Raw genomic sequence first — 13,056 nt, 5'->3', positions numbered from 1 at the left:
TCATTTCGGGAGTGATTTAATGAGTAAGCGGGATTATTATGAAATTCTTGGAGTGAATAAAGATGCCTCCAAGGACGATATAAAAAAAGCATTTCGAAAACTGGCCAGAAAATATCATCCCGATGTCAATAAAAGTCCGGACGCTGCTGAAAAGTTTAAGGAGATTACCAAGGCATATGAAGTACTGAGCAACCCGCAGAAACGACAGCAATATGATCAGTTCGGTGAAGAGGGCCAGGATCAGGGCGGATTTGGCGGCTTCAGTGGTCAGGGCTTCACTGGTCAAGGATTCAGTGGGGACTTTGGCGGTTTTGGTGATATTTTCGATCAGATCTTTAACGGAGGAAGCAGAAGACGCGATCCGAATGCACCAAGACAGGGTGATGATCTGCAGTATCACATGACGATTACTTTTGAAGAAGCGGCATTCGGGAAAAAAGAAAATATCAGGATTCCAAAAGAAGAAACCTGCACAACCTGTCACGGATCGGGTGCACAACCGGGATCGCATCCTCAAACCTGCAAACATTGTCATGGTACCGGTCAGATGAATACCGAACAGAATACGCCTTTCGGCCGGATAGTGAACAGGCGTGTCTGCCCATATTGCAGTGGTATCGGGAAAATTATTAAAAATCATTGTCATACATGTGGTGGCTCCGGAAAGATCAGAGTCAATAAGAAAATTGAGGTCAAAGTGCCCGCCGGAATCGATGACGGACAGCAAATTCGGCTCTCAGGCCAGGGCGGTTCCGGTATCAACGGCGGCCCGGCGGGTGATCTGTATATTGTGTTTACAGTAAAGCCGCATAAAGTATTCCAGAGGGATGGTGATAACGTCAATATTGAAATTCCTCTGAGTTTTGCCCAGGTCGCCCTCGGTGATGAGATTGAAGTGCCCACACTTTATGGAGATGTAAAGCTTCGCATTCCGGCAGGTACACAGACTGGTACTAAGTTCCGCCTGAGAGGCAAAGGAATTAAAAATGTCAGAGGATATGGGCAGGGTGATGAGCATGTCACCGTTAAGGTGATGACTCCGAAGCATTTAACGGAAGAGGAAAAGCAATTGTTCAGAAAACTTGCCGGAGTTAAAGGCGGCGCCATGAACAGCGAAAGCGAGAGCCTGTTTGATAAAATGAAAAAAAAAGTATTTAAAGCGGATTGATGAAAAAGGATGAACGGAGTGTATCCCGATGAAATGGTCGGAAATCTGTATTCACACAACTGAAGACGCCATCGAACCGGTTACAGGCATCCTCTATCAGGCTGGAGCCGGTGGTGTAGTTATCGAAGATTCGCGCGATCTCAGTAAGGACCACAGTGATTCGGATGGGCAGATTTATGACCTTGATCCGGAAGATTATCCGGCCGATGGAGTCAACGTCAAGGCCTATCTGCCGGTAAACAGTTTTCTTGGAGAAACCGTTGAAGAGATCCGGCAGGCATTAAATAATCTGCTGATTTATGATATTGATCCGGGAGAAAACCGGCTCTCCATCAGCGAACATAATGAAGAAGAGTGGGCAACCGCCTGGAAAAAATATTATAAACGGTTACTGTCGGCCGTTCATTTATTATTATTCCGACATGGATCGATTATCAGCCTGAAGATCCCAAAAGACAGGTGATCGAACTGGATCCGGGCATGGCTTTTGGAACAGGAACGCATCCGACAACCGTTCTTTGCATGGAAGCCCTGGAGAACTGTCTGTCACCTGGTGCTGAAGTACTCGACGTGGGAACGGGGACCGGTGTTCTCTCTATTACTGCAGCAAAATCAGGGGCAAAACATGTTCTTGCCGTTGACTTAAGTGATACAGCAGTCCGATCAGCCAGGCTGAATGTACGCCTGAATAAAGTTCAGAAAACCGTAACTGTCAGACAGAATAATCTGATTGATCATATCACAGAGACATTCGATGTGATTACAGCAAATCTTCTGGCTGAGCTGGTGATCCGGCTCATCAGAGAAGGAGTGGTCAGGCACCTTCGCCGGAAGGGCTATCTGATTGTTTCAGGCATTATTAATACAAAAAAGGATCAGGTCAGACGAGTCCTTCATGATGCAGGACTGCATGTTCTTAATGAGTCGGAAAAGGGTGACTGGATTGCTCTGACCGCTCAAAAAGACTTCTGACAGGTTCTGTAAAAGGTGATCTGTAACCTGTACATCGATTAAATTAATTTGTGAGGTGGCCCATAAAAAATGCCTTCCGTCGCTTTTCATACACTTGGCTGTAAAGTGAATCACTATGAAACCGAAGCTATTTGGCAGCTGTTTAAAAAACAAGGCTATGAACGTGGAGCGTTCGAAAAAAAAGCGGATGTCTACGTGATCAATACCTGTACGGTGACGAATACGGGTGACCAGAAGAGTCGCCAGGTCATCAGACGGGCTATCCGCCGGAATCCGGATGCCGTGATATGCGTGACCGGCTGTTATGCACAGACGTCACCTGCTGAAGTGATGTCCATCCCCGGTGTTGATGTCGTTGTCGGTACACAGAACAGGGAAAAACTACTTGGTTATGTTGATCAGTACAGACAAGAGCGCGAACCCATTAACGGGGTCAGCGATATTATGAAAGCAAAGGTTTATGAAGAAATGGATGTGCCGGAGTTTACCGATCGTACGCGTGCGTCCCTGAAAATTCAGGAGGGATGTAACAATTTTTGTACGTTCTGCATTATTCCGTGGGCACGTGGACTTTTGCGTTCAAGAAAACCGGAAAATGTCATTCAACAGGCACAGCAGCTGGTAGACGCCGGATACAAAGAAATTGTCCTTACCGGCATTCATACAGCAGGTTATGGTGAAGACATGGAAAACTATAATTTTGCTCATCTGCTGAGGGATCTTGAAGCTCAGGTCTCCGGGCTGAAGAGGCTTCGGATATCTTCGATTGAAGCCAGCCAGATTACCGATGAAGTGGTGGATACAATCAACCGGTCAAAGATTATTGCCCGGCATCTTCATATACCGCTTCAGTCTGGTTCAGATGCTGTACTTGAACGGATGCATCGTAAATACAAAACCGGGTTTTTCGCAGAGAAAATTGCAAATTTGAGAAAAGCTCTGCCCGATTTTGCCTTAACATCCGATGTCATTGTCGGTTTTCCGGGAGAAACAGACGAAGAATTTCAGGAGACTTTCGACTTCATCAGGGATCTTCATTTTTCAGAACTGCATGTATTCCCTTACTCACAGCGAACAGGGACACCGGCTGCCAAAATGCCCGATCAGGTTCCGGATGAGATCAAACATGAACGTGTCACCCGGCTGATTGATCTGTCGAATCAGCTGTCCAGGGAATATGCGGCAAATTATCAGGATAAAGTTCTTGAAGTGATTCCTGAAGAACCGCTGAATCATCACGAACCGGACGGGTATTATGTCGGGTTTACTGATAATTATCTCAAGGTCAAATTCCGCTATCCGTCAAGAGATATTGTTGGCAAACTGGTCCGTGTGAAACTGACTCATACGGATTATCCGGTCAGTGAAGGCCGGTTTGTCCGTATTTTGGACGAGAACAACCGGCAAGCGGCAGTACACTGAATGGAAAGTGATAGGTTGTATGGTGTCAGTTCAACCTGTTTCTTTCTACCCATCTGCCATACATGCCTGCAAATGGCACTGCAATCAGGGCAGTGACAAGATTAAAGATGACTGATGCGTGGGCGAGCGCCGCCCGACCGCTGCCCGAAATACCCATTAACAGATCGGCTGAGAATGTAATGAATGGGAAAAATACCACAACACTCAGAAGATTAAAGAGAATATGTGTATAAGCCGTCCATCTTCCCTCTTTTCCGGTTCCAAGACCTGCCAGATACGTGGTCATGCACGTCCCAATATTAGATCCAAGCATAATGGCAATGGCTGTCGACAGTGACAAAAGCTGATGATCAAGGAACCCCATACAGACAAGCATGGTGGCCGAGCTGGATTGAATAACAGCTGCGAAAAGGGTCCCTGCCACGACTGCATAAAGCAGATTGTCATTCGCATCCATAAGGATATCACGGATGAAAGCAGATTCGACGAGCGGCTGTGCGAGATTTCTGAATCCGGCCATCGATGCGAAGAGGCAACCGATACCGAAAAACAGCGAACCGACCGGGAAGCTGCGTCTGAAGGGCAAACACATGAGAACAAATCCGGCACCGAAAAACAGATAATGCAGTGATCCAACCGGAAGAGCGGCTATTTCACCGGTCAATGTCGTTCCTATGTTTGCTCCAAGAATGACGCCGACACTTTGAGAGAAACGCATGGCATGTGCACTGATCAGTCCGACCGTGATGATCGTTACTGCTGAACTGCTCTGTAAAAGCATGGAAGCCAGGGTTCCCAGAAAAAGGCCCTTTAACGGGGTGTCTGCGGCGCGCTCCAGTGTTTCCTTCATCCGTCCTCCGACCAGCGCATGCATGCCTCCGGTCATGACACCCATACCAATCAGAAAGAGAAGGATATAAAGAATCAGGATAATGATCTGTTGATCCATCGATTGATCACCTCGTCCTATTTTATTTAACCCAGAGGTTGTCCATGACTGAAAGTATGGGAAACATGCGGGTAAATCACTGTGTCAGGACAGAAAATATGTTGTCATGCCACAGATCACTTCCGAATAACGATAAAAAACGCTTTCGTATATTTGATAATTTGTTATCTATCGTATATAATGGCTAGTGACATACGGATGTCAGTTTAAGCTGCTTTTGTTTTCGGAGGGAGGGAAACTACGATGGTCGAGACGAGGGTACGAAAGAATGAATCAATTGAAGATGCATTAAGACGTTTCAAACGTTCGGTTTCAAAATCCGGTACTTTAGCTGAAGTTAAAAAGCGGAGAACTTACGAGAAACCGAGTGTTAAGCGTAAGAAAAAATCTGAGGCTGCACGTAAAAAACGTCGCAGATACTGAGAAGGGGTTTTGATCAATGAACCTGGTTGATCGACTGACTGCCGATATGAAGCAGGCGATGAAAGCAAGAGATAAAGATCGACTCACCGTTATTCGCATGATCAAAACATCGCTTCATAATGAGTCAATCAGGCGCCGTAAAGAGTTGTCAGACGAAGAAGCGCTCTCAGTCCTGACCCATGAGCTTAAGCAAAGAAAAGACTCCCTCCAAGAGTTTAAGAAAGCCGAGCGGCAGGATCTGATCGATGAAGTCCGTAAAGAAATTGCTATTGTTCAATCTTACATGCCTGAACAATTATCTGAGAATGAAGTTAATTCTATTGTTGATCAGGTGATTTCAGAGGTCGGAGCAGTATCAAAGACCGAAATTGGCAAAGTGATGAAGGCCATCATGCCAAAGGTAAAAGGCCGGGCTGACGGTAGCCTGATTAATCGTCTTGTTCGCAGTAAATTAAATTAAATGAAAAGCTCTGTTTGCGTTGATCACAAGCAGGGCTTTCTTTATACACAGGAATAGTCTGACTAAGAGTATTCCACTAAAGGGGATGAGGATGTTCATGGATGCATCAACGGTAGGTATTTTAATTATTGCTGCACTGATTATTATTGGTCTTGTCATTCTGTTTACGTTTGTACCGATTATGCTTTGGATATCGGCACTGTCGTCAGGAGTTAAAATCGGGATATTCACTCTGATCGGTATGCGGCTCAGACGAGTGGTACCGAGGCGCGTCATTGAACCTCTGATCAAAGCAACGAAAGCTGGTCTTGACCTTCATACGAACCAGCTGGAAAGCCACTACCTGGCAGGGGGGAATGTTGATCGTGTCGTTAATGCACTGATCGCCGCACACCGGGCAAATATTTCTCTGACATTTGAACGGACAGCAGCGATTGATCTGGCCGGAAGAGATGTACTTCAGGCTGTGCAGATGAGTGTTAATCCCAAAGTTATTGAAACGCCTTTCATTTCCGGTGTCGCGATCAATGGGATTGAAGTGAAGGTAAAAGCACGGATTACCGTGCGTGCGAATATCGACAGACTGGTTGGTGGTGCCGGGGAAGAAACCATTGTTGCCCGTGTCGGTGAAGGTGTTGTGAGCACGATTGGTTCTTCTCCGTCACATAAGGATGTTCTGAAAAATCCGGATACGATTTCAAAAACGGTACTTGAAAAGGGCCTTGATGCAGGAACTGCTTTTGAAATCCTCTCCATTGATATTGCCGATGTTGATATCGGTAAAAATATCGGTGCCATGTTGCAGACGGAACAGGCGGAGGCCGATAAGAATATTGCTCAGGCCAAAGCTGAAGAAAGGCGTGCAATGGCCGTTGCCGGCGAGCAGGAGATGCGCGCCCGCGTGGAAGGAATGCACGCCAAAGTGGTTGAAGCAGAATCTGATGTACCTCTTGCAATGGCTGCTGCACTCAGGGCAGGCAAACTCGGCGTTATGGATTACATGAATTATAATAACATTAAGGCTGATACAGAAATGCGTCATTCATTCGGAGATCAGGGAACCTCAGACACCTCTCCGAATGATTCTAAGTAAAAAGGAGTTGTCTCCTTCATGAGTTTTGTCGGAATCATCATTGCCGTTATCGCTTTCATTTTCTATATTGCCCGCTCGGTTGAAAAACAAAATGAGAATGAACGAAAACGGCGTCAGGAAAGAAGAGGGAGAATTGAGCCTGGTAAGATGATTCCTGTGTCTGATTCTAAAGATCAGATTCCGGATCAACCCGTACAGGAAAAAAAGCCTGAACCTGAAAGTGAAACAGTTCCTGACCTTCCTGCTTCCAGTGAATGGCAGAAAAAAATGCTTGAAGCCAGTCGCCGTCTGGAAAAAGCAGGTGCCGGGAAAGAGGGGCCTCCGGACAAACCGTTTCCTGCGAAGAAGCCGGAATCCCCTGGACCCGGAGACTGGATACATCAACCTGAACGGGTCCGTCAGGCGTTCATTCTCTCTGAATGTATCGGAAAACCACGTGCTTTACGCCCGCACCGTTTTTATAAACGGCCATATACACGATGAACAAGCCCCCCTTCAAAAGGGGTAGTTTGTTCTAAGGCTTATAAGATAAACCATGGATTACCGGCCAGCGTCTCAAGCGCTGGCCATATTTTCCTTCGTCTCCTTTTATTTCCCCATTAATGGACGTTCGTATACTCAGCGCTCCAGAAGCCTTCGTATTCCCGTTTAACGTACTAAAGTCCATAAAGCAAGAATCGCCGACGGGCAGGTCGCAGGTACCGGCTGAATCCTGGTTGTATCGACTTTAATCATCGTGTGAAAACAAACAGTAAAGACCTGCAGTGAAAACTGCGGGCTTTTTTAGTGCTATGCCGGTTTTATCAGTCATATGGTGGTTATGAGGTGGGATTGATCATGAGAAAATGGCCCGATAAGCTCAGAAAGTGGTTTACGGAAGTTTCCGACCTTCCGGAAGACGTCATAACAGGCTTACCGAGAATCACACTGATCGGACAATCCAGCCTCAGTATCGAAAATCATCATGGAGTGATTGCTTTTTCAGAGAATGAACTGGTCCTTGCGATGGATTCCCGAAAGCTTCACATAGCTGGTGAAGGTTTTGTCCTGGAATATATTGCCGGAACAGAAATAGAGCTCAAAGGACTTGTTCAGAAGATCTATTACCAGGAAGAGCAGCAGGCTATGAAGTGATCAAGGAAAAATCTTTATTTATAAAGCCATAAATTGAGGCTCAAACATAGTATACAAGGAGGACATGAATTGAAAAACCGGATTCAGCAGAGTACGAGCCGGTTAAAGGTGGAAATAAAAGGAGATCAACCCGAACGCTTTTTAGCCGTATGCAGGACGCTGGGTATTCCGCTCTGGCAGGTCAGGCGTATAAATGGGACAACTCTTGTCTGTACCCTGCCTGTTCAGAACCCATCGACGTTAAAGCGACTGGTTAAGAAAAGCGGGTGTCGTATTCATATCATAAAGAAAACCGGCATCGCCTTTTCGTGGAGAAAAATTCAGATACAAATCGGTTCCGTCATCGGTATCTTTTTCTTTATCTTTATCCTGATTATTTTATCAAACATGGTCTGGTCTGTTCAGATTAAGGGAGCCGATCCGGAACTTGAAGAACGTATACGTACCTTGTTAAAAGAGCAGCATCTGTATGTTGGTACTCTGGATATTTTCGTACCTGACTCCGGACAAATCGAAGACAGCCTGACCTCCAGTCTGACTAAAGTCACCTGGATTGGCGTCTCACGGGAGGGGACAACTTATCATATCGATGTGGTTCAGAAGAAATATGCCGAAAAGAAGAAACCGGCGGGTCCGAGAAATCTCATAGCGGCAAAGCCGGCTGTGATCCACCAAATGTTTGTCGAGAAAGGACAGCCGGTAGTTGAAAGCAGCCAGTTTGTCAGGCGGGGGCAATTGCTCGTTTCGGGCAGGACCGGATCGGACAAGTCTCCGAAATTTGTCTCTTCAGAGGGGAAAGTCATTGGTGAAACCTGGTATCAGTCGGAAACGTCTGTGCCTCTGACAAGCCGTTACAGCCTTTATACCGGAAAGTCCAGTAAGCAGTACCGCCTGTCGTTCTGGAACGTTCAGATCCCTTTGTGGGGGCTTAAATCGAAACCGTACAATACCTTCAATAAAGAAACAGTCAAAAAGAAAGTACGTTTTCTTCTTTGGGAGCTTCCCGTCACCTGGAGCCGGACCCTTTATCGGGAAAAAAAGGTATCTGAAAGGCGGTTAACACAAGAGGAGGCCCTGGAGGAAGCAAAACGGACGGCGGTAACTAAACTGCTTGGCCGGCTTCCTCAGGGTGCGAAGGTGGTATCCACTAAAGTGGATCAGAAAGCGCAGTCAGGAAATGGAGAGCTTGTGGTTAAAAGCCACCATGTCGTTTATGAAGATATTGTCCGTCCCCAGGCGCTGGATCCGGCAGCGGAAAAGAAAAAGGAAGGGGGAAAAAAGTAATCGCCTGTCGATAAATAATGCGGGAGTTCATGCGATTAAAAACGGATTGGAATTCAATAGATCACATATGGTAAAATGAGAGAAACGCAGAAGCAACCGAGGGGGATAAATAGAGCTTGCCAGAACGCCATTTATATAAAATTTCATTAGACCTGGATAATGCAAATGAAGCACTGATGCTTTTTGGCCCGGGAGATGCTCATTTAAAAATTATAGAAAAGACTCTGGGCATTTCAATCGTCACCCGGGGTGGTACAATCAGTGTCTCTTCTGAGAAAGAGGAGGACGCAGCAAGAGTTGAAGAAGTGTTACGTGCACTCCTTCGGCTGATCAGGCGCGGGATATCTGTGACCGAACGGGATGCAGTGTACGCCCTGAAGATGGCTGAAAATGGTCAGCTGGAAAGTTTCGGCCGCCTCTATGATGATGAAATCGCGACAAATGCCAAGGGGAAGCCCATTCGTGCGAAAACCCTGGGACAAAAGCGATACATCGAAGCGATAGAAAAACATGATATGGTTTTTGCCATAGGTCCGGCCGGTACGGGGAAGACGTATCTTGCTGTTGTCATGGCCGTAACCGCTTTGAAAAATGGCAGAATTAAAAGACTGATCCTGACTCGTCCGGCAGTTGAGGCCGGTGAAAATCTTGGCTTTCTTCCGGGGGACCTTAAAGAAAAGGTTGATCCCTATCTTCGCCCGCTTTATGATGCATTACATGATGTGCTCGGAGCAGAGCATACACTCCGACTGCTGGATCGCGGAACGATTGAAATTGCTCCCCTTGCTTATATGAGAGGCCGGACACTGGAAGATGCCTTTGTGATCCTTGATGAAGCGCAAAACACAACACAGGAACAGATGAAAATGTTTCTGACCCGTCTGGGTTTCGGTTCAAAAATGATTATCACCGGAGATGTGACACAGGTAGATCTTCCCAAGGGGAAAAAATCAGGATTGATAACGGCAAGGGAACTTCTGGAGCATATAGAAGGAATCGCTTTTGTTTCTTTAAAAAGTACGGATGTTGTCCGCCATCCACTGGTACAGAAAATTATTGAAGCCTATGGAGACTGAATCTACCTTAACGGACAGGTTGGGGAAATATAACAGGTGACTAGTGAAATTTCGGAGGCACTGCAATGAAATCTTCATCTGGAATAATTAATAAGCTGAAGGACGTATCTCTAAAATTTGTCACCGGCTGGAGCGTTGCAGCTATTGTCGGCATTGTTTTGTATGCCCTGATGATCGGCAGTGTCCTTCCGAAGAATCCGGATGTCAGACTTCATGAAGTAGCGACCCATGACATTCAGGCACCTGTTGATGTGGTTGATACACAGGCGACTGAATTAAGAAAACAGGAAGCGATGGAGTCCACCCCCTCTGCATATGCCTACAATAAAAGTCTGGCGCTGATGCAGGTTGAGAAGGTTGGCGATCTGTTTGACACCATCGATCAGGTAAAAAAAGAAGATCATATTGATGCAGAATCTTCGCCAAAGGATCAGGATAAGGCGACACAGCGCATTTCTGATAGCCTTGCTGAAACTCCGGATGCGAATATATCGCCGTCTGCACTCAAGTCTTTGCTGACTGCTTCTGAAAATGAAATAAGTATTGCAGAGGATATGGCAAGTACCAGCATTTACGAAGCGATGAGCCAGAAAATCGGTTGGAATGATCTGCAGCGTGTTCAGGAAAGATCTGCAGTATCCCTGCCGACATCTGTTCTCAATGACGACATCAGGAAGGCACTTAATGAAGTGCTCCAGAGCTACATAACAGCGAATTATTCACTGGATACAAAGGCAACACGGCAAAATAAGCAAGAAGCAGCAAGCAACGTCGACAGCGTAGTGATTCATCAGGGAGAAGTGATTGTCAGAAAGGGCGAGCTGGTCACCAACGATATGATGCGCCAGCTGAAACTGGTTGGCATTATCGATGAAAAGTTTAATGCACTTCCATTTATTGGTTTATTTCTGCTTACAGCTTTTATCACTTCAATTTTCTGGTTTGAATATAAGCGTTTCAGAGAAAGGAACCGGAACAGATCCATCAAGTATTTGTATATTTATGCGCTCGTCTTTCTCGGCACGGCAGGTATTATTAAGATCTGCAGTTACCTGGGCCTGACAGGTGTCCATGGATTGTACCTGATTATTCCAGCCGCGGTTGGACCCCTGCTTATCCGTATGCTGCTCAGTGAGCGTCTTGCTCTGGTTTCAGGTGTACTGCTGGCACTGGCAGGCAGTGTTATTTTTGGTATCGATATCAAAGCTGCACTTTTCGATGCGCCGATGACTGTCTATCTCATGTTCTCCTCCATCACCGGAGCCCTTGTCCTTGGCCGCCGATCGAGACCGAGGGTTCTTCAGACCGGGTCGATCATTGCCTCTGTAAACGCCGTAACGCTATTAGCCCTCATGATGTTTCAGAATCAGCCATTTTCTTTAACCGGTACCAGTCTGTCGATTGGTTTTGCCCTCTTATCCGGGTTCCTGTCTGTTATTTTAGCTAATGGTGTGATGCCCCTGTTTGAAGCCGGCTTTGGTATTCTGTCCCCCTTCCGGTTGATTGAACTGTCGAATCCCAGCCAGCCATTGCTGCGAAAAATACTGATTGAGGCGCCGGGGACCTATCATCATAGTGTCATGGTGGCAAATCTTGCAGAGCGGGCCTGCGAAGCGATCGGCGCAAACGGTCTGCTTGCGAGAGTGGCGGCCTATTATCATGACATCGGTAAAACGAAGCGACCAAAATTTTTCGTTGAAAATCAGCTGGACGGGGTTAACCCTCATGAAAAAATATCACCTCAGCTGAGCCGGACCATCATCTTCTCGCATCCGTATGATGGGGCTGATATCCTGAGGAACCATCATTTTCCTAAGGAGATCATTGATATTGCCGAACAGCATCATGGGACAACCCTTCTGCGCTATTTTTATGTCAAAGCACAGGAGCAGAGCGAAAAGCCGATACCGGAAAGTGAATTCCGATATCCCGGGCCCAAAGTCCAGACGAAAGAAGCTGCAGTGGTCGAACTGTCTGACAGTATTGAAGCTGCAGTACGTGCAATGAAAAAACCGACACAATTAAAAGTCCAGAATCTGGTAAAAAGTATTTTTAGCGATCGACTGAGCGATGGACAATTTGATGAATGTGATATTACGCTGAAAGAATTAAAAGCAGTGGAGAAGTCGATCGATGAGACGCTGCGCGGGGTCTATCATTCAAGAATTGAATACCCCAAAGAACTTAAGATTAAAAAGGTGAATGTCAGATGACGATGATCATTGATATGCATGATGAAACAGAGGAATTAAATGAACAGCAGCAAAGGTGGATCATCCGGCTGCTTAACCATGCTTCAGAAGTACTTCAGCTCGTTGGAGAGATTGAATGCTCGCTGACATTTGTGGGAAATGAACGGATCAGGGAGATAAACCGCCAATATCGTGGAATTGATCGCCCAACCGATGTCATTTCGTTTGCTCTGGAAGAAAAAGCAGATGATGAGGCTCCTCTTCATCTGGGTAAAGGAGAGCCACGTGTTTTAGGTGATATCATCGTTTCCCTGAAGAAAGCTCATGAACAGGCAGCAGAATATGGACATTCTTTTGAACGGGAACTTGGTTTTCTTGTTATTCATGGACTTCTGCATCTGCTGGGTTATGACCATACGACAGAGCAGGAAAAGAAAAAGATGTTCGGGCTTCAGGAAAAAATTCTTGAGTCGTTTGGGCTGAAACGTTTATGAAAAGGTATCCGGCAGAACATCGCAAACACAAAAAGCTGCCGAGGAGTTTTGTGGATGCCATTTCAGGTTTTCGTCTCGCTGTTCTTCAGGAACGGAACATCCGGCTTCAGTTGTTTGCAGCAGTTGTTGTACTGATTTTTTCCCTGGTTATTGGCGTCTCGCGTTCCAATCTTCTGATCATCCTGATACTGATTGGCGGGGTGATCAGCCTGGAACTGGTAAATACTGCTGTGGAAAGGGCGGTAGATCTTGTGACGAGGGAGCCTCATCCTATGGCTAAAGCGGCAAAAGATGCTGCAGCGGCAGCTGTCTGGTGGTTTTCGGTCATTGCAACCATCATTTTCGCCATTATCCTTTATACAACTTTTATGACAGAATGAAAAAAAGGT

At 46.2% G+C, this 13,056-nt stretch carries 13 protein-coding genes and 1 pseudogene; 13 read left to right on the top strand and 1 reads right to left on the bottom strand.

Annotated elements, in window-relative coordinates:
- Positions 1–19: 19 nt before the first annotated feature.
- The 3 genes and pseudogenes from dnaJ (at position 20) to mtaB (ending at position 3,562) form a co-directional block, all read left to right on the top strand.
- Positions 20–1,168 (top strand): molecular chaperone DnaJ, encoded by a 1,149-nt coding sequence (dnaJ, locus tag ABNN70_RS12945; RefSeq protein WP_353948017.1) that lies wholly within the window; start codon positions 20–22, stop codon positions 1,166–1,168.
- Between the two features lie 28 nt (positions 1,169–1,196).
- Positions 1,197–2,140: pseudogene (gene prmA / locus ABNN70_RS12940) on the top strand (50S ribosomal protein L11 methyltransferase).
- Positions 2,141–2,209: 69 nt separating this feature from the next.
- Entirely contained in the window at positions 2,210–3,562 is a 1,353-nt protein-coding gene (mtaB, locus tag ABNN70_RS12935) for a tRNA (N(6)-L-threonylcarbamoyladenosine(37)-C(2))-methylthiotransferase MtaB (protein WP_129929826.1), read from the top strand.
- A 25-nt stretch (positions 3,563–3,587) separates the two neighbouring features.
- Here mtaB and ABNN70_RS12930 read toward each other — a convergent pair whose 3' ends face one another.
- Complete coding sequence (locus tag ABNN70_RS12930) at positions 3,588–4,511, bottom strand: Na/Pi symporter (RefSeq protein WP_129929827.1); 924 nt, start codon at positions 4,509–4,511, stop codon at positions 3,588–3,590.
- Between the two features lie 243 nt (positions 4,512–4,754).
- Between ABNN70_RS12930 and rpsU the strand changes: the two genes are divergently transcribed.
- The 10 genes from rpsU (at position 4,755) to ABNN70_RS12880 (ending at position 13,047) form a co-directional block, all read left to right on the top strand.
- On the top strand, positions 4,755–4,934 hold the full coding sequence (gene rpsU, locus ABNN70_RS12925; RefSeq protein WP_129929828.1) for a 30S ribosomal protein S21: 180 nt from the start codon (positions 4,755–4,757) through the stop codon (positions 4,932–4,934).
- 16 nt (positions 4,935–4,950) lie between these two features.
- Entirely contained in the window at positions 4,951–5,394 is a 444-nt protein-coding gene (locus ABNN70_RS12920) for a GatB/YqeY domain-containing protein (RefSeq protein ID WP_129929829.1), read from the top strand.
- 97 nt (positions 5,395–5,491) lie between these two features.
- Positions 5,492–6,487, top strand: coding sequence for a flotillin-like protein FloA (floA, locus tag ABNN70_RS12915; protein ID WP_353948016.1), 996 nt, complete (start codon positions 5,492–5,494; stop codon positions 6,485–6,487).
- Between the two features lie 18 nt (positions 6,488–6,505).
- Positions 6,506–6,970 (top strand): hypothetical protein, encoded by a 465-nt coding sequence (locus ABNN70_RS12910; protein WP_129929831.1) that lies wholly within the window; start codon positions 6,506–6,508, stop codon positions 6,968–6,970.
- A 354-nt stretch (positions 6,971–7,324) separates the two neighbouring features.
- Positions 7,325–7,621, top strand: a complete 297-nt coding sequence (gene yqfC / locus ABNN70_RS12905) for a sporulation protein YqfC (protein WP_129929832.1) — start codon at positions 7,325–7,327, stop codon at positions 7,619–7,621.
- A 69-nt stretch (positions 7,622–7,690) separates the two neighbouring features.
- Complete coding sequence (gene yqfD / locus ABNN70_RS12900) at positions 7,691–8,905, top strand: sporulation protein YqfD (protein WP_353948015.1); 1,215 nt, start codon at positions 7,691–7,693, stop codon at positions 8,903–8,905.
- Between the two features lie 176 nt (positions 8,906–9,081).
- Positions 9,082–9,981, top strand: coding sequence for a PhoH family protein (locus tag ABNN70_RS12895; RefSeq protein WP_353949442.1), 900 nt, complete (start codon positions 9,082–9,084; stop codon positions 9,979–9,981).
- A gap of 65 nt (positions 9,982–10,046) precedes the next feature.
- On the top strand, positions 10,047–12,194 hold the full coding sequence (locus tag ABNN70_RS12890; RefSeq protein ID WP_129929835.1) for an HD family phosphohydrolase: 2,148 nt from the start codon (positions 10,047–10,049) through the stop codon (positions 12,192–12,194).
- Positions 12,191–12,667 carry an rRNA maturation RNase YbeY gene (gene ybeY, locus ABNN70_RS12885; RefSeq protein ID WP_353948014.1) on the top strand — a complete coding sequence of 159 codons (477 nt, stop codon included), beginning with the start codon at positions 12,191–12,193 and terminating at the stop codon, positions 12,665–12,667. The genes ABNN70_RS12890 and ybeY overlap by 4 nt, the downstream gene beginning before the upstream one ends.
- Positions 12,664–13,047, top strand: coding sequence for a diacylglycerol kinase family protein (locus tag ABNN70_RS12880; protein ID WP_129929837.1), 384 nt, complete (start codon positions 12,664–12,666; stop codon positions 13,045–13,047). The genes ybeY and ABNN70_RS12880 overlap by 4 nt, the downstream gene beginning before the upstream one ends.
- Positions 13,048–13,056: the final 9 nt, after the last annotated feature.

Origin of the sequence: Sporolactobacillus sp. Y61 (genome assembly GCF_040529185.1) — a bacterium.
GTDB lineage: Bacteria > Bacillota > Bacilli > Bacillales > Sporolactobacillaceae > Sporolactobacillus.
The sequence above is the reverse complement of the archived record's forward strand: the minus strand, read 5'-3'. Positions and strand labels throughout refer to the sequence as shown.